Raw genomic sequence first — 19276 nt, 5'->3', positions numbered from 1 at the left:
GGCCTATCCCCCTTTCTTCAACCGCTCCGTCGGGAACGCCGCCGCGAACGTCGTCAAGGCGTCCTTCCCCGTCGTCAGCAGGCGCAGCCTGCCCTCGAACGAACCGACGATGTCGCGCACGTGCGACAGGCCGATGCCGGTCGCCGCCGTCCCTTCCTGGTTGAATTTGGTCGTAAACCCGGGCTCGAACACGAGGTCCCGGTCCTGCTCGGCGATGCCCGTTCCGGTATCCGCGACCGTGAAGACGGTCTCGTCCCCCCGTTCGTAGACGTTGAAACGCACGGTGCCGCGCGTAACGATCGCTTCGGCCGCGTTGGCCGCCAGGTTGTTCAGCACCGTCAGGAGGGGGATGTAGTGTCGGGTCGAATAATCGGCGCGGACTTCCGTTTCCATGCGAATGTCCTTCTCCAGCATCATGGCGTAGTTGCCGTTCGACTTCGCGACGAGGCCGACGATCTCCGAGAGCGTCATCTCGGCGGCGCGGTCGAGGTCGACCAGCTTGGTCAGCCCCGCCAAAATGCGCTGCGAGTCCTTCTTCACCTCGTGGATTTGCTGCGTGAGTTCGAGGACGGCCCGGCCGTGCGCCCGCAACCCTTCCTCGTTCAGGCGTTCGTACAGGTCGTGGCTCTTGGCGGTGATCTGCTCGATGACGTCCATCGACTTGCGCAGGTAGAATGCTTCGCCGTACAGCCCGCTGCCGACGCCGATCATCTGCTCGAGCCGTTTCTGCTGCTCGGCCTGCACGACGCGCATCTGGTTCACCGCGATGCTGCTGTAGATGCCGACCGTAAAATAGCACCGCACCGCCGCGATCAAGGAAATGACGCCGATCTGGTCGGCGCGGAATACGGGCAGGCCGAAGGCGAGGCTCCGCGACAGGAGCTCGGTCTCGTTGGAGACGATGTCGATCAGCGTCGCGCACGCCCCGAGAATGAGCGGATCCAGCTGCTTCAGCCGGCTTTGCACGAGCGCCATGCCCGCCCCGAAGACGACGTAATACAGCATCGCGGAGAAATGGACGTGCAGGCTGCCCGGCAGCGAGAACTCCGCGCCCTCGGCCGCGCCGTCGAGCGTGACCCGAAATAGCAGCACCGTCGCTCCGACGGCGATTCCCGTCCTGCGGAACGGCAGATGGCGCATGAAGAGCAGCAGGAACAGGAAGGCGCTGCTGCCGAGACCGATGCGGAACAGGTCGCCGCTGAACGGGTTGATCTTGAATTCGCCCGCCACCGCGACGACGACGGCGAGGACGGCGATTTGCGTGTTTTCGGTTTTGGATCCGTATGGCTTCGCGATAGCGATAGGCACCCACTCCCATGAGCCTGCCCGGCGGCGCGGCCGGCGCGCGCGAACGCGGCGCCCTTCGGAATCCGGGCTAGCCCGCGGCGCGCCGTTCCCCGGAAGGCGTTAGACGCGTTTGTTCTCGAGCCGCCGCGCCGCGATCGACAAGGCGTAATTCACCGCGAAATACAGCACGGCAACCACCGCGAGCACCGGAACGGTATAGTCGTACTGCTGGGCGATGATGATCTTCGCGTTATGCATGAGCTCCGGCAGCGAGATGACGATGGCGAGCGACGTGTCCTTCAGGAGCGAGATGAATTGGCTCACGAGCGGCGGCACCATGGCCCGAAGCCCTTGCGGCAGCACGATGTACCGGATCGTCTGCGATCGCGTGAGCCCCGACGAGCGCGCGGCTTCGATCTGGCCCTTCGGGACGGCGTTCAGCCCGCCGCGCACGACTTCCGAAATCATGGCCGCCTCGAAGACCGTCAAGCCGACGATCGCCGCGCTCGTGACGCTCAGCTTGATGCCCACGTCGGGCATGGCGAAATACGTGAAGAATAAAATGAGCAGCAGCGGCAGGTTGCGGATGATCTCGACGACCGCGCCGATCGCCGGCGAGACCGCCGGAATGCGCATATAGCGCAGCGTCCCGGCGATGCCGCCGAGCGCGAAGCTCGCGACGATCGCGACGAAGGCGACCCAAAGCGTCATGCTGAAGCCTTTGAGGATAAAGATGAGATTATGGTAGGCGAATGCGCCGGCGATGTCCATCCTTCGATCCTCCTAATATCGGAATTGACGGGCTTGGCGGCCCCGCGCCCGTTCGCGGAAATGCTAGCCGTTTCGCGCCCAGCGGCGTTCCAGCCGGAGCGCCGCCCAGCTGAGCGGCAGCGTCAGGACGAGGTAGAGCGCCGCGACGAACAGGTACGTGTCGAACGTCGCGTACGTCTTGCTCGCCACTTGATCGCCGTAGTACATCAGGTCGAAGCCGGCGAACACGCCGAGCACCGAGGAATTCTTAACCAGATTAATGAACTGGTTGCTGAGCGGCGGAACGACGATCTTGATCGCCTGCGGCAGCACCACGTGGCGCATCGTCTGCGCGTAGCTCATGCCCGAAGCCCTGGCCGCTTCCGACTGCCCGGCCGGCACGCTCAGGATGCCCGCGCGGATCGCTTCGGCGACGAAGGACGCCGTATATACGGTCAGGCCGATCGTGCCGCAGGCGAACCCGCTCAGCGTAACCCCCAGCGTCGGCAGCCCGTAGTAGAACGCGAAGACGACGAGCAGGATCGGAATGTTGCGAATAAACTCGACGAAGGCGGTCCCCGCCCACCGCAGCGGCTTGACGGCCGAGATGCGGAAGACGGCCGCGACCGTCCCGAGCGCGAAGCTGCCGAGCAGGGCGATGACGCTCGATAGGACGGTGTTGCCGAAGCCTTTCATGTATAACCCGAAATGGTCCGTAAAAATCGACAGATCCGGCATCGTATCCCTCCTTCCGCCCGAATCGGGCAAGCGCGAAGCGCGCCGGCGGCGAGGCCGGTCGCGCTTCGCGCTTGCTTACGTTAATTCGCCGCCGGCGTCTCGCCGATCCATTTCTCGTAAATCTCCTTGTACGCGCCGCTGTCGTTCAGCTTCTTCAGCCCGGCGTTGACGGCGTCCAGGAGCGCGGTTTCGCCCTTCTTGATCGCGATGCCGTACGGCTCGTCGGTGAACGGCTCGCCGACGACCTCGTAGTTCGGATCCTGCGCGGCCATGCCGTACAGAATCGCGTTGTCGGTCGTCAGCGTGTCGCCCTGGCCGGCCTTGAGGGCGCTGAACGCGTCCTGGTAGTTGTCGAATTCCAGCACGGTCGCGTCGGGCGCCTTCTCCTTGATGTTGTCCACGGACGTCGAGCCCTTGACGGCCAGCACCTTCGTGCCTTTCTTGATATCGTCGATGCTCTTGATCGGGCTGCCCTTCTTCACGAGCAGCGATTGGCCCGCCTTGAAGTATACGTCCGAAAAGTCGACTTCCTTCTTCCGTTCCTCCGTTATCGTCATCGTGGCGACGATCATGTCGATGTCGCCGTTGTTGAGCATCGGGATGCGGGTCTTCGACGTGACTTCCTTCAGCTCGATCTTGGTCTCGTCCCCGACGATTTCCTTCGCGAGCGCCTTGGCGATGTCGACGTCGAAGCCTTCGACGCTGCCGCTCGCGGGGTCCTTCAGGCCGAACAGCTTCGTATCGAACTTGACCCCGACGACGAGCTTGCCGCGGCTCTTGACGGCGTCGAGCGCCGACGATCCCGCCGCCTGGTCGCCGCCGGCGTTCCCGGCCGCGTCGCCGCTCGCCGCGTTGCCGTTCGATGCGCCGTTGGATCCGGCGTTCGTGTCGTTCTTCGCGCCGCAGCCGGTAAGCGCGATCGCCGCGATCAAAGTCGTCAGGACGCAGGCAAACAGCCATTTTCTTGGTTTCATCTTACCTATCCCCTCTCCATGATTGAACGTGAACGGAATCTCGTGCCATGCGCGGGCGGGCATGCCGCGGACCCCGCGATCGGCAAGGACCGGCTAATGATGAAGCACCCGGTTAAGAAACGCGCGCGCCCGCTCTTCCCTTGGTTGCTCGAAGAAGACCTCCGGCGGGGACACCTCCAGGATGCGACCGTGGTCCATGAACACGACGCGGTCCGCCACCTCGCGGGCGAATCCCATCTCGTGCGTGACGACGACCATGGTCATCCCTTCCCGCGCGAGCGCCTTCATGACGTCCAGCACTTCGCCGACCATCTCGGGATCGAGCGCGGACGTCGGCTCGTCGAAGAGCATGATCTTCGGCTTCATCGCGAGTCCCCGCGCGATGGCGACGCGCTGCTGCTGGCCGCCGGACAATTTCGCCGGATACCGGTCCGCCATGTCTCCGATGCCGACCTTCTCCAGGTACTGCCTCGCCGTCGCCTCCGCTTCCGCCCGCGGCTGTCCGAGCACCTTCATCGGCGCGAGCGAGACGTTGCCGAGGGCGGTCATGTGGGGGTACAGGTTAAAATGCTGAAACACCATGCCGATGTCCCGCCGCAGCCGATTGATGTCGGTCCCCTTGTCGCCGAGCTTGACGTCGAGCACGGTCAAGCTGCCGCCCGAGATCGTTTCCAGCCGGTTGATGCACCGGAGCAGCGTGCTCTTCCCCGACCCCGACGGGCCCACGACCACGACGACCTCGCCCGGCTCGACGCGAAGCTCGATGCCCTTCAGGACATGAAAGTCGCCGAAATGCTTCTCGACTTGCTCGAACGCAATCATCGAACCTCCTCCTTTCCGCCCTGGCCGCGGCTTGCCCGGCCGATGGACGAGTCATGTCAAGTAAAATCACGCGATGTTAGGTCCACGATACGGCCCTCCTACGCGATCCGACCGAATCCTACGTAAAATCACGAAAAAAACCGCCTTCGAGCGGCAATTCCGACGTCATATTCGATGCGTCCGGGCGTCTCGCGGCGAATGAAGGCGCGGCCGGCAACGCGCCGGAAACCCGGCGGCAACCGGAGCCGCTCGTCCGACAAGCGGCGAGAACAAAAAAAATCCGCCCGAACGGGCGGATTGGCGACGCGATCAATCTGATAAGAAGAGGTAGAGAATCAAGACGACATCGCCGGTCTTACGCTTTGGGCTGCTGGCCCGCGGCGCTCAGGCGCCGCTTCGCCTCTTCGTACACGTCCGCGGCAAGCGGCCCTCTCTCCGCGATGCGGATGTTCTCGGCCAGATGCTCGGGATTCTTCGTGCCGACGATCGTCGTCGTCAGCTGCGGGTGGCTGAGCGTGAACCGCAGAATGAAGCCGGTCCGGCTCTCGCCTTCGTCCAGCAGCTCGTCGAGCTTCGCCTGCTCCCAGAAGGCCCAGCGGTCCTGGTTGCCGAGGCCGTGCCCCGGCTCGCCGCGTCCGACGCCGCCGCGAATGATCGTGCCGGCGCCGGCTTGCGCCGCCTTGGCGATCAGGTTCTCGTGATCCCGCTCGAGCGCGGAATACGGAATTTGGAACGAATCGAAGACGCCGGTATCGATGTACGCCGGCAGATGCGGCAGCGTCGAGGAGATGCCGATCCAGCGCGCCTTGCCCGATGCCTGGATCTCCTTCAGCACGTCGATCAGGCTGCCTTCTTCCGTCTGGTCCAGCGTCGGATTGTGCAGCTGCAGCAAGTCGACGTAGTCCGTTTTCATCCGGCTCAGGCTCACGTCGATGTTCCGGAGCAGGTTGTCCCGCGTCCATACGTGCGGCGTATCGTCATGATCGCCCGCGTTCACGACCGTGCAGCCGCATTTGGTCGCGAGGACGTATTCGCTCCGGCGCTTGCTGATGAAGCGGCCGATGTATTCCTCGCTCAAACCGTAGTCGTAGGACGTATCGATGAAATTGATGCCCGCGTCGAGGACGGCGTTCAGAATCCGGTCCGCCTCCCCGTCCGCGACGGGGCGACCGCCCCAAATGCGCGGCCCGCGGATTTCCATCGCGCCGAAGCCCAGCCGGGTGACCTCGAGGCCGGTCCGGCCGAGGGTCGAAGTTTGCAGCGTTGTCATGGGAATGCCTCCTTTTAAATCTGAATCGTACTCGAATCGCTTTGCCATGCATCGCTCGGACGATGACATTCGTATTCTTAGCGTTTACATCGTTGAGGACGTTCCGTTACCACGCGTAAGCCTTCGGCGCTTCGCCGCCCGGCCCCGGGAAAATCTCGTCGAGCCGCTTCAGCGTCTCGTCCGACAGCGCGATGTCGACGACGCGCAGCGTATCCTGGAACTGCGCCAGCGTCCGCGGCCCGATGATCGGCGCCGTCATGGCCGGATGCGCGAGCGTCCACGCCAGCGCGACGTTGGCTTCGCTCTCGCCGAGCTCGCGGCACAGGCTGGCGAACTGCTCGAGCTTGCTCCGGTGCGCGTCGACCCGCTCCTGCGAACGCGTGCTGCGCGAGCCGCCGGACGCCTTGAGCGCGTTGCCGCCCAGCAGGCCGCCGTCCAGCGGACTCCAGGCGATGACGCCGATGCCTTGATCCTGCGCGGCCGGGAGCACTTCAAGCTCCGGCAGCCGGCACAACAGGCTGAATTTATGCTGCTCGGACACGAGGCCGAGATGATGTCTTGCTTTCGCTTCGTACTGTGCCTTCACCAAATCGCGGCCGGCGAAATTGCTGGCGCCGACGTAGCCGATCTTGCCTTGGTTGATCTGGACCTGGAAGGCTTCCCACAGCTCGTCCCAGCCGACGTTGCGGTCGACGTGGTGCATCTGGTAGAGCTCGACGTGATCCGTGTTCAAGCGGCGGAGCGAGCCTTCCAGATGGCGGCGGATTTTGTAGGCGGACAGCCCGTTCGTCATGTTGGGCCCGTCCAAGGCGTCGTCCATGTTGCTGTGCACCTTGGTGGCGAGGACGACCTTCTCCCGGCGGCCTCCGCCCTGCGCGAACCAGCGGCCGATGATCTCCTCGGTTCTCCCCCGATTGCCCTGGCCGCCGTACACGTTGGCCGTATCGAAGAAATTGACGCCCGCGTCCAAGGCGGCGTCCATAATCCGGAACGATTCCTGCTCGTCCGTTTCGGGGCCGAAATTCATCGTGCCCAGGCATAATTTGCTGACCTTCAAGCCGGACTTTCCCAAATAGGTGTACTTCATCCGCGATGCCTCCTATTCGTGATTCGATTCCTCCGGTTCGTCCCGGAGATCCGTGCGACGGGTGCGACGAACAGCTTCGTTCGGCTCGGACGGACGGCGGCGCCGGCTGAAAAAGCGCTTTCGAGTTCAGCCGCGCTTGGGTCGCCCGCCCGCGAGTTGCCACTATCCATTATAGAGAACCTGTCCCGGCGCGAGAAGAAGTGAAATAATTGTTACTTACTTACCCGAACCGAACCGCTTCCGCGGAAATCCGCCGCAGAGCGCGGGAACGCGCGGCGGAGAGCGCGGCGAAAAACGGCAAAGAGGCGGCCGACCGGCCGCCTCTCCATTGCGGACATGGCCGCCCGAGCGGCCGAAAGCCCCATGACGTTCTCCTTCGGCTGCCCGCGCGGCATGCGCCGCGGGTATTCAGGATGTGCTTGCTTTGGCGGTCAGACGAATTTCCTTCGCCCGGCCGTCCCAGCTCACGTCGTACCCGATCAGCTCGGAGATGCCGCGGACCGGCAGCAGCACGGCGTTCGACGCGACGAGGGACGGCGCGATGGACATCGTCCTGCCGTCGACGGTCACCGTGCCCGTCTGCGGCGCATGCGTGATCGTCCGGCCGCCGATGGCGGCGGTGACGGTCTTCGTCTCCCCGTCCCACGCGACGCTCGCCCCCAGGAGCTCGAACAGTTCCCGCATCGGGACGAAGACGCGCGAGTCGGCGACGATGACGTCGCGGCTCAGCGTCCGCGCCTGGCCGTTCAGCGACAGCTTGCCCTCGTAATGCTGCCAGACCGGATAATCGTGCTCGGCCGCGATCTCGGCGAACGTATGCCCGGACGACGTGATGACGACCTTCGTGCCGAGCTCGATTTGCGGGAACAGCCAATGAATCGCGTCGTTGTTCATCCGGATGCAGCCCGCGCTGACGTAATGTCCGATCGACTTCGGATTGTTGTTGCCGTGAATCGCGTACGTCGTGCCGTGCGTGCCGTCGACCTCGAGCCCCAGCCAGCGGTCGCCGAGCGGATTGCGCGGATCCCCGCCGGGCACGTGATCCTTGTAATACGGCCGGTTCTTGATCTTGTTCACGATCGGGAAAGTGCCCTCGGGCGTCAGGTCCGGCGTTCTGCCCGTGCCGACGGGGAACGTCTTGACCAGCGCGCCGTTCTCGAAAAAGGCCAATTCGTTCGTCTGCTTGTTCACGATAATCAACTGGTTCTTCGCTGCCGCCGCGCTCGCCGGCGCCGCGAACAGGACGCTCCACAGCAGCAAACCGGCGATTGCGGCGAGACCGGCTTTCCAATGCATTCGTTTCATGCTCGTGCTGGACAACCTCGCTTTCGGTTCGAATAGAAAGTCCATGACTCACTATATGAACCGAGAGAAGCGTCTTTGCCATGCCGGACGCGGATTTGGAATAATCTTTAGCCTCGCGACGCGCATGCGGAACGGAGGCGCATGATACGGCCGAGTCATTGCCTCGCGTATCCCAGGCGCATAGCAGGCGCATAGCGGGCAAACGCGACGAAGGCAGCCGGATCCCCGGCTGCCTTCGTATCGTCGATCGGTTCCGCCATGCGCGGCGGCGTCCGCCGTTCAGCCGCCCTTCAAGCGGTAGAACGACAATAACGCGATGCCGCAAGCGGCCGCCAGCCAGACCACCACGATGAGGAGGCCGGCGAACCAATTTTTCGGCTTCCCCTTCCCCGCCGCCAAGCGCTCGTCCGCCTTCGTTCGCGCGGCTTCAAGCACCGGTTCGGGCATCATGCGCAGGGCCAGCATCACGCCGAGCGGAATCAAGATCACGTCGTCCAAATAGCCCAGCACCGGAATGAAATCCGGGATCAAGTCCACGGGGCTGAACGCATACGCGACCACGCACGCGGAAACCAGTTTCGCAAGCCAAGGGGCGCGCTCGTCGCGATACGCGTAATAGAGCACGAATACTTGCCGTTTCAGCCGTTTGGCCCAAGCCTTCAGCCGTGCCGCCACACGCATCTCTCCTCGAACGGAATGCCTCGCATTCAGAAGTATAGCAGAGACATGGCGGCAGCGGGACTGGAATCTTGGAAGCTTGGAAGCTCCGCGCCGGTCCGCGGTTCCTCAGCCGCCTTCCGGATCCGATCCCGCGCTCTCCCCGCCTTGTTCGGGCTTGCTGGCCGGATCCTTGGCGGGCTCGGCTTCCAGCAGCTCGAACGTATGGATGAACTCTTGGATAATCGCGTCGGTCGCCTTCAGCTCCCCGCTGATGATCGGCTTGATCGCGTCGTATTCCGGCTGGTTCAGCTGCCGCAGCAGCGTCGAACGCCGAACCTGCAGCCGCTCGAGGAACGCGATCGCCCGCCCCCGGCGGAACGTCTGCGCGCTCTGGAACCGGTGCTTGCCCCGTTCGTCATGCTCGGGTCCCCGGTGCCCGCGATGATCGCGGTGGTCATGAGGCCCTCTGGGGCCATGCCTGCCGTCTCGCATGTTAATGCCTCCTCATTTCGTATACAATCGTATACAATATGTTATGTATACAAATGTATGCCTACTGCCGGCGAATGTCAAGCGCCGCTTCCCCTTGGCGATCGGTTCCATCGGCGATAGATTGGCGAAATTATGCTGGCTTGAGCGTTTATTTCCTGTCAAGGAATGATTTCTTAATTTTTCTCATGAAGTTCTAATAAATGGTGATTTCTCCAGCGCGGGCGTCAGCTTCATCCTTCGCAGGTAAATGGTGGCAGACCTGGCTATGGTAGAGTAGGACAAGCAAGGATTCCATCCCACGATACATAAGGAGGCCATCTACGACCATGCGTCTTAAGAAACACCTTGGAAAATCGGCGGCTGTCATCACGTTAAGCCTGGGCCTGGCCCTATCCGCGATCGGCGGATTCGCGTCGTCCGCGTCGGCATCGCCCGTCGCGACGGCAACCGTCAACAAAGGCGTCAACTTCCGCTCCGGCCAGAGCACGAGCGCTTCGATTATCGGTTTCGTCAAAGCCGGAACCGTGCTTCCCGTCGAAGCGGCGAACAACTATTGGGTGCTCGTCGACTATAACGGCCGCACCGGCTACGTGTCCCGTTCGTACGTCACGGTCCAAGAATCCGGCAAGCCGCAGCCGAATCCGAGCAGCGGCGCTTCGGGCAGCGCCATCGTCAACACGGCGAAATCGTACCTCGGCAAAGTGAGATACGTCTTCGGGGAACGCGATCAGAAGCGGCTCGTATTCGACTGCTCCTCGTTCACGCAATACGTGTTCCAGCTGAACGGCAAATCGATTCCGTGGGGCTCGAAAGCCCAAGCCAGGATCGGCTCGTACGTGTCGCGCAGCCAGCTGAAGGCCGGCGATCTCGTCTTCTTCAGCGTCAGCAAGCCGGGGCAAATCAACCACGTCGGCATATATATGGGCAACGGCCGGTTCATCAACAACCTGCCGGGCGAAGGCGTCGTCGTCTCGGATTTCAACAGCTCGTACTGGAAGAGCCATTACATCCGCGGCCAGCGCGTCTAACGCGCCGTGCCGATCGGCACGGCGCGTTCGTTCCTTGCCGGGCGCGCCATGACCGCATCGCGAAAAAGACCCCAAGCCGGACACGACGGATCGTGCCCGCTTGCGGGTCTTTTTCGCGCTTCCCGTGAGCCGGATGTTTACGGCTGTTTCCGAGATTCCTGGCGCTGCGGATCTCTGCGTTCGAAGTAATGGACGGGCCGGACCTCAAGCCCCCAGCCGAACGCCTCGCCTTCGGCGAGCCGCACGGCGGGATGCAGCGACGCGATCCGGACGGCTTCGTCCAGATCCTCCGCTTCGACGAAGAACGCGCTGCCGATCATTTCCTTCGATTCAATGAACGGGCCGTCGGTCACGACCGTCTTGCCTTCCGCCCGCCTGACGGATTTGCCGGCGGCATCCAATCCGGCGTCGAGGAAGACCCGGCCGGTGCCGTACAGCTCCTCGAGATGCGGCCCGCATTGGGCCATGACCGCTTCGATCTCCGCCTTCGGGCGGGCGTCCATCGCTTCGCGATCGAGGTAACCCAGGCATACGAATAGCATGATTCATTCTCCTTTTGCGAATGGATTCGGATCGGCGCTCTTGCGCTTCCATAAGAACGACGAACGGCCGGCGGCCGAATCGACGCGACGGACAAAAAAATCGCGCCTGCGTGCTTGTATCCCGATTATACCCGAACCCGCGCCAAAAAGCCGCGATTGCCGCGGCTTTCTCCACGTCTTATTCCGGCCGCTTCCCTTCCTCGCGGTCCAACCGTTTCTTCACTTCCGCCGGCACGCCGGCCGCCATCGTCCGCTCGGGCACGTCGTCCTTGACGAAGGCGCCGCCTCCGACGACGGACCATCGGCCGATGCGGCGCTTCTCCCGGACCGACGCGCCGATGCCGACGTAAGCGCCCTCGCCGACGAAGACGTTGCCGGCAAGCCGGACGCCGGGCGCGATCGTGGCATACGCTTCGATCACCGCGTCGTGGCTGATGCTCGCGCACCGGTTGACGATGACGTGCTCCCCGATCGCGACGTTGCCGGACACGCTGCAGCCCTCGAAAATCACGCTGCCGTCGCCAATTCGCGTTCGCCGGTTGACCGCGGCCCGCGGATGAATCAGCGGCGGCGCCGCGCGGAAGCCGGCGCGGACCGTCTCCTCGGCGAACCGCCGCTTGAGCGCCGGATCGCCGACGCCCGCGCAGACCAGCAGCGCCTCGTCCCGCAGCCCTTCGATGTCCGCCAGCGTCCCCAGAATCGGCAAGCCCTCGACGATCCCGCCTTTCGCTTCCGGCCGCTCGTCCAAGAAGCCGAGGACGGCCGCGCCGAGCTCCTCGCACAGCCACAGCGTCTCGCGCGCATGCCCGCCCGCCCCCCAGATCACGATGCCGCCGCGAAGGAAGTTCCCGTTATCGCTCATGACGCCGTTTCCCCGCCCATGCCGCGAAGCGCCTCCACGACCGCGCGGACGACCGCCTCGTCCATCTCCTCCCACAGCGGCAGGCTGACGATGCGCGACGCGACGCGTTCGGTGACGTCGAGCGCGCCGCGCGGGTCGTCCCGGAACTGCGGCTGCTGGTGGCAGGCCGGCGAGAAGTACGTGCGGGCCTCGATCGAGCGCCGCGCGAGCGCCGCGACGACGTCTTGGCCGCGCCGGCCTTCGGGGGCCAGAACCGGAATGAATTGCGGCGCCACGCCGCCCGCGAGCCGCTGCATCGCCCAGCCGTCCGCGAAGAGCCCCGCCTCCGCCAGCAGCTTCGCGTACAGGCCGAGAAGGCCCCGTCTAGCCGCTTGCTTCGCCGGATACGCGTCGAGCGTCGCGAGCGCGATGGCGGCGGCATACTCGGACATTTTGCCGTTCAAGCCCCGCAGGACGGACTCGCGGGCGCCGGAAAAGCCGAAATTGCCGGCCTGCCGGACGCGCCGGGCGAGCACCGGATTCGCGCTGTATACGAGGCCGCCTTCGCCGACGCCGAAGGACTTCGTGGCGTGGAAGCTGAAGACGACCGAGCCGTCGAAGCCTTGGCCGAAGTGCGCGCCGGTCCCGGGCTCCGTCGTGCCGAAGCTGGCGGCGGCGTCCACGACGACCGGAATGCCGCGCCGCTGCAGCGCCTTGTACGGCGCCAAGTCGATGGCCGTGCCGAAAGGCGCGTACGGCACGACGACCGCCACCCGGTCGCCCAGCCGGTCGACGGCCTCAACCAGCCGCGCCCGGTCCAATTGCCACGTGTCCGGCTCGATGTCGAGATAATACGGCGTCAGGCCGCACCACTTGGCGGCGAGCGGCGTGGCGGCGAACGTGAAGCTCGGCATGATCGCGAACTCCCCGCCCGGGCGGCGGCTCTGGTCGATCGCGAGCATGAGTCCGACCGTCGCGTTGTGCATCGTCACGGCGCCGCCGGTTCCGCCGAACAGGCGGTCGCGGACGCGCTCCTCGAACAGGCCGTTCAGCGGGCCGTAATTGGAATAGATCCGCGAAGCTTCGATTTGCTCCAGGTAGGGCAGATAAGTTTCCTTCTTGACCAAATTCGGCCGCAGGAACGGGATGTCGAACATAGCCAGCCTTCTTTCCGCATCGCTTCGTACGCCGCCTGACCCATCGGCGCGTTCAGTCCAATTCGCGCAAAATCTCCCCGGCGCGCGCGGCGTCCTCGGCGAAGGCGGCGCTGCCTCGGATTCGCCCGAGGAACGCCTCGAGAGCGGACCGGTACGCGGCGTCGTCCCGCAGGAAACCGTTCGCCCGCGCCGCGACCGCGAGGTCCAGCCACTCGGCGAACGCCGTGCGTCCGAGCGTCTGGTTGTTCTGGCTCGGATGCAGGCGGAAATAGCTGAGCGTTTCCGGCATGTATACGGCCCGGCCTTTGCCCAGCAGATGGAGCCAGGCGGCCATGTCGTTCAGCAGCGTATACTGCTTGCCCCCGAAGACGCCGAATTTGTCGGTGAGGTCGGCTTTCCGGAACAGCACCGTCGTCGGCTCGCCGATGACGTTCAAGCACCGCGACATGGCGTAATCGGCCAGCGCCCGGCCCGCCATGATCCGGGTCTCGCCGTACAGCCTGGCCGTCGCCTGAAGCGGAAGAAGCGCCTGGCCGGCCGCGTTGATCGTCTGCCGGTAGGACGTCACGAGCGCGATGTCGCCGAATTCCCGGTAAAAGCGCAGCATCCGCTCGAGCTTCTCCGGGTGGAAGACGTCGTCGTCCATTAAGTAATTGATATAATCGCCCTTCGCCAAATCGAAGCCCTTATGCCAATTGCCCACGAACAGATTGCGCTCGTTCCGGTAATAACGGACGCGGGAATCTGCCCGGAGATAGTCGCCGATCATCTCCTGCACGCCGTCGTTCGAGCTGTCGTCGCAGATGACGACCTCGAGATTCGCGTGCGTCTGCCCAAGCGCGCTGTCGAGGGCGATCCGCAGCGTATGCGGCCGGTTGTAGGCGGGAATGACGACGCTGACGAGCGGATTATCCACGCGGTGCCCTGCCTTTCTATCGCCTTCGGCGAACGAATGAATAGAGTTGGTTATTCATATGCGATTTTCCGCGGGAAGGTTCGGCGGACGCGCGTCCATTCGCGGTGACCCTCGCATCGGCGGGGACATACATATAATAGAAACGCAGCCTTCGAGGCTCGGACTGCCGAAAAAGGAGAGTGCCCATGCCCATGCCTTCGCCTTCAACTTCAATAGAGAAAACGCCTTTGCTGACGGCCCATCTGTTCGCCGCCGGCGGGACGGCCGAGGATGACCAGCGGCTGCAGCGTCTTATCGAGCGATTGGCCGAACGCCATATCGCCGCGAAGCGATACGAAGCGGACCGGCCGTTAGCCGAGTCCGGGCCGCGAGCCCCCCGCGTCTACGCGTCGATCGGCGAGGACTGGCGGGAATTCCCCGCGCTTGCCGCGCTGCCGGTTCACGAGAAGCGGCGGTGGCTCCACTTTCGGACGCCGGACGAAGTCGGGCCCGACCAGCTGTTTTACTGCTGGCTGAAGGCCACCGATCCGCTGCCGGAGAACCGCCCCATCCCGCCGTCTCGCTTCGCGTCCGATACGCCGCTCGTCTCCGTGTTCACCGCGGCTTACCGGTCGGAGGAGAAGATCCGCCGTCCCTACGAATCCCTCCTGAAGCAAACGTACGCGAACTGGGAATGGGTCATCGTGGACGATTCGGGCGACGGCGACGAGACGTACCGGGAGCACCTGCTGCCGCTCGCCGATCCCCGCGTCCGCCGGTACCGGCAGGACGACCGCAGCGGCTATATCGGCGCGATCAAGCGGTACGCGGCCGGCCTGTGCGCGGGCGAAATTCTCGTCGAAGTCGACCATGACGACGAGTTGATGCCGGACTGCCTGGCGAAGCTCGTCGAGGCGTTCCGGCGGCATCCCGACTGCGGCTTCGCGTACGGGGACTGCGCCGAGGTTTACGACGAGACGCTGCGCGCGCATTGGTACGGCTGGGACTGCGGGTTCGGCTACAGCCTGCATTACCGGGTATGGCTGCGCGGCATGAACCGGTGGCAGAACGTTCAGAAGCATTCCACGATGAACGCGAGCACGCTGCGACACCTCGTCGGCCTGCCGAACCATCCGCGGGCGTGGACGCGGGACTGCTACCACCTGGCCGGCGGCCATCGGAGCGAGCTGCTCGTCGCCGACGATTACGATTTGCTCGTGCGCACGTTTCTGTGCACCCGCTTCGTCGCCGTGCCCGACTTGCTCTACGTCCAGTACCGCAACGCGAGCAGCGGCAATACGACCTTCCGGCGCAACAAGCAGATCCAGGCGCTCGTCAAGGAGCTGAACCGGACGTACGAGCCGCGCATCGCGGCACGTCTGCGGCAGCTCGGCATCCCCGAGCGGCCGTTCCCGTATCGCAGAGTATGGCAAACACCGGCGGACGATCCGGCGCGGCTGACCGCGCACGTCGCGGACGAAGACGGCTCGCGGCCCGCGATCCTGTTCCCCCTCCCCTATTCCGAACCGGATACGGACCATCCCGAGCTGATCCGTGAGTTGGATAAAGGTCGTCGCACCGGCTATAAGCACGCGCAGATCGTCGTCGTCGGCCGCATTCCGGACTGGCTGGAAGGCTGCGCCGCCCAAGCGCCGACGGGTGCCGTCCGGTGGTGGCCGATGGAGCCGGGGGACGACGTCGAGACGTGCATCCGCTACGCCGCGATGATCGCGTCCTGCAAGGAGAAGATCGTCATCGTGCCTTGAGCCGCGCCGGCCGCGTCGGCCGCGTCGGCATGCATAAGCCGAACAACCCCGCGGGAGCGGGGTAGTTCGCGTTGTAAGCTTCGAATAGGACGGCAGCAAAAAAAAGCCCGGCGGTTCCATCGAACCGCCGAGCCGTTCCGTATTGCCGAAACAATAATCGTGAAACCGCCGTACGTTACGGTCCTGCCGGACCTTGGTCGCCTTGCGCACCCGTCGCGCCTTGCGGTCCTTGGTCGCCTTGCGCACCGGTTACGCCTTGCGGTCCTTGGTCGCCCTGCGGACCGGCGTCGCCTTGGTCGCCCTGGTCGCCCTGGTCGCCTTGCGGCCCAACCGCGCCTTGCGCACCGGTTACGCCTTGCGGACCTTGGTCGCCTTGCGGACCGGCGTCGCCTTGATCGCCTTGGTCGCCCTGGTCGCCTTGCGGTCCGGCTGCGCCTTGCGTTCCCGTAGCTCCTTGCGGTCCCTGGTCGCCTTGCGGACCGGCGTCGCCTTGATCGCCTTGGTCGCCCTGGTCGCCCTGGTCGCCTTGCGGCCCAACCGCGCCTTGCGCACCGGTTACGCCTTGCGGTCCCTGGTCGCCCTGCGGACCGGCGTCGCCTTGGTCGCCCTGGTCGCCTTGCGGTCCTGCCGCGCCTTGCGTTCCCGTAGCTCCTTGCGGTCCTTGGTCGCCCTGCGGACCGGCGTCGCCTTGGTCGCCTTGCGGTCCGGGCGCGCCTTGCGGCCCTACTGCGCCTTGCGGACCTGCCGCGCCTTGCGCTCCCGCGGTTCCTTGAGGTCCTTGGTCGCCCTGCGGACCGGCGTCGCCTTGATCGCCTTGCGGTCCTGCCTCGCCTTGCGCGCCGGAGCCCTGCGGTCCTTGCGCGCCCTGCGGACCCTGGTCGCCCTGCGGGCCCGGCGCCCCGGTGCCCTGCGGCCCTTGGTCGCCGGACGGCCCTTGATCGCCCTGCGGCCCGGCGTCGCCCTGCGGTCCAGGCGCCCCGGTACCCTGCGGTCCTTGGCTGCCTTGCGGTCCCGCGGTTCCTTGAGGACCGATCGTTCCCTGCGTGCCTTGAAGCCCTTGGAGTCCTTGAAGCCCTTGCATGCCTTGCGGTCCTTGCGGGCCAGCAGGGCCTTGAACGCCGCCGATGGCGGAGCCGAGCAGCTCGCCGGATACGAACCGGTGCGCCGCTACCATTTGGCCGCCCGCGTCCTTGCCCCAGAGCGAGATTTGGATGCCGTCCGCGCCCAACCCGCTCGTGGTAAACACGAATTCGATCGCGCTAAGCCCCGCGAAATACGACTTGGTGACGACGCCGTTCGGTCCGAGCGTCACCAGTTCCTGCACGTACAGCACGCGCGTCGAAGTCAAAAAGTAGCCCTCGATCAGCACGAAGCCGGTGTTCGCGTTGTCACGGTTGTCCAATTTGATCGTAACCAGCTGCGTCGGCGAAACGCCGTTCACGGGATCGTTCGCGATCGGACCCGTAGATAAGATCGACATGCGTCGTTACCTCCTTTCTTCGAATGAAAATCGGCGGCTGCGGGATTCCCTATCCGCCGCCTGTCTTGCCTTGCTTGCCGTTGCCGCCGGACGGTCGGGCGCCCGACCGGCAGGAGGGAGTCAGCGCCGCAAGCCTTCGGCCGCCGCCATGCGTACGGCCGCGACGATCGCGCCGCTCGCGCTGACGCCCATCAGCGCGGCTTCGACTCCGGCTTGCCCCGGACCGGAGACGTCCAGCACGAATTCGAATGCGGCAAGACCGGAGAAAAACCGCTTGACCGCATGCTCATTCGGGGCAAGCACGATTTGCTCGAGGACGTACAACGTTCTCGAACCGGTCAGATGGTAGCCCTGTATCAGCACCGTCGCCGATCCGGAAGCGCTGCGGTTCGCCAGATGGATCGCCGCCTGCTGGCTGATGCCGAGTCCGGCCGTCGGACTGTTGTCGATAGGTCCCGTCGAGATGATTGCCACGAAGCCGACACCTCCCTTCTCCTATCCCTCTAGGTGCGTCGTCCCTTGCCCCGTTAATCGGACAGCGGGCCGAGCTAGAGTTCCTTATACTCTATGAACGCGCCGCTAGAGCGGTCTGTTCGAACGCCCTGTTTTTCATCGCCTTTTCATAGAGAAACGGAAAATCACGCCCAAAAACGCCGAAAAAGACAGCCGGCCGCGGCCGCTGTCCGATTTCGATGAAGCGATTAAGATGACCGTCAGGAACGTCCCGTCCGGCCGAATTCGCGCTCCACGCGCGCGGCGTGCGGTTCGATCGCATCCAGCCGGTTCAAGCAATGATGCGCGATCAGGTCCAAATCGTGCGCGCTCTGCGCGTCGTCGCCGTTGCGCTCCAGGATGTTCAGCAGCCAGTTCGTCAGATTGCGCAAGTGATGGCGGTACGCGTAGAAGCGCAGCAGACGCGCGTCAATCGCCGCCGGACATCCCCGGCGACGCTCATAGGCGGCGATGAAGCGCCCGAACCGGTCGCCGATATAGCCGAACCAATCGAATTCCGGCGGCGCCAGCAGCGCGTTCTCCCAATCGAGCACGTACAAGCCGCGTTCGCCCCGAATCAGGTTGCCGCCCCACAGATCTCCGTGGCAGAGCACGTATTCGCGCTCATCCGCGACGGCATCGCGCCGAAGCTCGCGGACAAGCCGCATCAGCCCGCGGAGGCGCGGGCTCTCGGGCGCGACGAGCGCCTGCAGGGCCAGCCGGACGGGGCTCTCGGCGAAGTCCCTCCGCTCAAGCGCGGACAGGCTGGACGCGAGCCGATCCTCGAAGTCCAGCTCGAACGACTCGGCCGCGACGCCCTCGGCGGCCGCGACGGAAGCGAGCCGATGGATGCCGGCCATCGCGTCCGCGACTTCCTCGAGCAGGCCGTCGGGGAACGGATAAGCGTCCGCCAGCGTCTCGCCTTCGATGAAGCCGTAGAGCACGACGGTGTATCCCTCGCAGGCGGACGACAGCTCGCCGCGATGATTGGGAACCGGGCAAGCCGCGTTCGGCAACAAACCCTCGTCATGCAGCCGCCGGGTCAGCGGCAAGTACCGCGGCAGCCGCCCGATCCCGCTCCGCTGCGCGTCGTTTCCGTGATCGTACAGCTTCAGATAATAGGCGGCTCCGTCGGCGCAGACGAGCTTGTACGAGTACGCGGAATCGCCGTACGGAATAAAGCGGATTTCCCGGATACGAATCGGATAGGCGCGTTCCAGGCTGCTTGCGAGCGCGTCGTCCGCGATCGGATAACGAACTTTCATCGGATCCCTCCTCATTGCGCCTCTTTGCGTAGACTGCGGGCAAGCTTGGCTAGACTTCGTCCTCTGTCCATTCGGCGCGAAACGTCCGCCTTCCTGCATGATCAAGCGCGCGGGCCGATCCGTGCGGTTCACGAGCGGGCGAACGCCGAAAGCGCCGCCCGGGAAAGTCCCCCGCGCGGCGCTTCGCCGTTATGCCCGATCAAGCCCGAACGTACCCGATTCGCCTGCTCCGATCGCGACGACGCGGCCGCCGGCGCGAATCTTTGTCGAAAACGAGCAGACGACGAGCTGTCGAAAGGCGGAAGCGGCCAGCGCTTTAATTAATGCCATGAAATACATAAAATGCCCGAAAGAACGCGTCGTTTCATTCGAATCGCAGAGCTGTCGGCGAGTCAATCGCGGACTCTGTTAATGTCATTAACAAA

At 64.4% G+C, this 19276-nt stretch carries 20 protein-coding genes; 2 read left to right on the top strand and 18 right to left on the bottom strand.

All coding sequences use genetic code 11. The features are described 5' to 3' along the window. Positions 1-3 precede the first annotated feature (3 nt). The 10 genes from BMZ79_RS03830 to BMZ79_RS03785 form a co-directional block, all read right to left on the bottom strand. Positions 4-1308, bottom strand: coding sequence for an ATP-binding protein (locus tag BMZ79_RS03830; protein WP_090636671.1), 1305 nt, complete (start codon positions 1306-1308; stop codon positions 4-6). A gap of 99 nt (positions 1309-1407) precedes the next feature. Then, entirely contained in the window at positions 1408-2058 is a 651-nt protein-coding gene (locus BMZ79_RS03825) for an amino acid ABC transporter permease (protein ID WP_090636669.1), read from the bottom strand. A gap of 63 nt (positions 2059-2121) precedes the next feature. Next, entirely contained in the window at positions 2122-2775 is a 654-nt protein-coding gene (locus BMZ79_RS03820; protein WP_090636667.1) for an amino acid ABC transporter permease, read from the bottom strand. A gap of 80 nt (positions 2776-2855) precedes the next feature. Then, positions 2856-3749, bottom strand: a complete 894-nt coding sequence (locus BMZ79_RS03815; protein ID WP_090636665.1) for a transporter substrate-binding domain-containing protein — start codon at positions 3747-3749, stop codon at positions 2856-2858. Between the two features lie 93 nt (positions 3750-3842). After that, positions 3843-4571 (bottom strand): amino acid ABC transporter ATP-binding protein, encoded by a 729-nt coding sequence (locus tag BMZ79_RS03810; protein ID WP_090636663.1) that lies wholly within the window; start codon positions 4569-4571, stop codon positions 3843-3845. Between the two features lie 355 nt (positions 4572-4926). Further along, positions 4927-5841, bottom strand: a complete 915-nt coding sequence (locus BMZ79_RS03805) for an aldo/keto reductase (protein WP_090636661.1) — start codon at positions 5839-5841, stop codon at positions 4927-4929. A 106-nt stretch (positions 5842-5947) separates the two neighbouring features. Further along, the gene (locus BMZ79_RS03800) at positions 5948-6928 is read right to left on the bottom strand and encodes an aldo/keto reductase (protein WP_090636658.1); all 981 of its coding nucleotides are present in this window, start codon (positions 6926-6928) and stop codon (positions 5948-5950) included. Positions 6929-7336: 408 nt separating this feature from the next. Continuing rightward, positions 7337-8233 carry a L,D-transpeptidase family protein gene (locus tag BMZ79_RS03795; protein WP_371263623.1) on the bottom strand — a complete coding sequence of 299 codons (897 nt, stop codon included), beginning with the start codon at positions 8231-8233 and terminating at the stop codon, positions 7337-7339. Positions 8234-8512: 279 nt separating this feature from the next. Next, on the bottom strand, positions 8513-8908 hold the full coding sequence (locus BMZ79_RS03790) for a YkvA family protein (RefSeq protein WP_090636654.1): 396 nt from the start codon (positions 8906-8908) through the stop codon (positions 8513-8515). Between the two features lie 111 nt (positions 8909-9019). Beyond that, positions 9020-9385, bottom strand: coding sequence for a hypothetical protein (locus BMZ79_RS03785; protein WP_090636652.1), 366 nt, complete (start codon positions 9383-9385; stop codon positions 9020-9022). Positions 9386-9711: 326 nt separating this feature from the next. Between BMZ79_RS03785 and BMZ79_RS03780 the strand changes: the two genes are divergently transcribed. Further along, the gene (locus tag BMZ79_RS03780; protein WP_256252533.1) at positions 9712-10413 is read left to right on the top strand and encodes a C40 family peptidase; all 702 of its coding nucleotides are present in this window, start codon (positions 9712-9714) and stop codon (positions 10411-10413) included. 137 nt (positions 10414-10550) lie between these two features. Here BMZ79_RS03780 and BMZ79_RS03775 read toward each other — a convergent pair whose 3' ends face one another. From BMZ79_RS03775 to BMZ79_RS03760, 4 genes are all read right to left on the bottom strand, one after another. Further along, a complete protein-coding gene (locus tag BMZ79_RS03775) occupies positions 10551-10955 on the bottom strand; it encodes a YciI family protein (protein ID WP_090636650.1) in 405 nt (134 codons plus the stop codon). Positions 10956-11133: 178 nt separating this feature from the next. Further along, positions 11134-11817, bottom strand: a complete 684-nt coding sequence (locus tag BMZ79_RS03770; RefSeq protein WP_090636649.1) for an acetyltransferase — start codon at positions 11815-11817, stop codon at positions 11134-11136. After that, the gene (locus tag BMZ79_RS03765; protein WP_090636647.1) at positions 11814-12953 is read right to left on the bottom strand and encodes a DegT/DnrJ/EryC1/StrS family aminotransferase; all 1140 of its coding nucleotides are present in this window, start codon (positions 12951-12953) and stop codon (positions 11814-11816) included. Before BMZ79_RS03765 ends, BMZ79_RS03770 begins: the two co-directional genes overlap by 4 nt. A 52-nt stretch (positions 12954-13005) precedes the next feature. Continuing rightward, a complete protein-coding gene (locus BMZ79_RS03760; RefSeq protein WP_090636646.1) occupies positions 13006-13869 on the bottom strand; it encodes a glycosyltransferase family 2 protein in 864 nt (287 codons plus the stop codon). A gap of 191 nt (positions 13870-14060) precedes the next feature. Here BMZ79_RS03760 and BMZ79_RS03755 point away from each other — a divergent pair, with 191 nt between their 5' ends. After that, positions 14061-15614, top strand: a complete 1554-nt coding sequence (locus BMZ79_RS03755) for a glycosyltransferase family A protein (RefSeq protein WP_090637128.1) — start codon at positions 14061-14063, stop codon at positions 15612-15614. 175 nt (positions 15615-15789) lie between these two features. Here the strand turns inward: BMZ79_RS03755 and BMZ79_RS03750 are convergent, their stop codons facing one another. The 4 genes from BMZ79_RS03750 to BMZ79_RS34650 form a co-directional block, all read right to left on the bottom strand. Then, positions 15790-17094 (bottom strand): phage tail protein, encoded by a 1305-nt coding sequence (locus BMZ79_RS03750; protein WP_090636644.1) that lies wholly within the window; start codon positions 17092-17094, stop codon positions 15790-15792. A gap of 120 nt (positions 17095-17214) precedes the next feature. Beyond that, positions 17215-17568 carry a hypothetical protein gene (locus tag BMZ79_RS03745; RefSeq protein WP_090636642.1) on the bottom strand — a complete coding sequence of 118 codons (354 nt, stop codon included), beginning with the start codon at positions 17566-17568 and terminating at the stop codon, positions 17215-17217. Between the two features lie 239 nt (positions 17569-17807). Further along, complete coding sequence (locus tag BMZ79_RS03740) at positions 17808-18851, bottom strand: phosphotransferase enzyme family protein (protein ID WP_177221997.1); 1044 nt, start codon at positions 18849-18851, stop codon at positions 17808-17810. Positions 18852-19040: 189 nt separating this feature from the next. Beyond that, positions 19041-19181, bottom strand: coding sequence for a hypothetical protein (locus tag BMZ79_RS34650; RefSeq protein ID WP_218154643.1), 141 nt, complete (start codon positions 19179-19181; stop codon positions 19041-19043). Between the last annotated feature and the right edge of the window lie 95 nt (positions 19182-19276).

It is taken from the genome of Paenibacillus sp. UNC496MF (assembly GCF_900113915.1).
In the GTDB taxonomy this organism is placed as follows: domain Bacteria; phylum Bacillota; class Bacilli; order Paenibacillales; family Paenibacillaceae; genus Paenibacillus_Z; species Paenibacillus_Z artemisiicola.
Note: the sequence above shows the minus strand (reverse complement) of the source record. Positions and strands in the feature narration are given on the sequence as shown.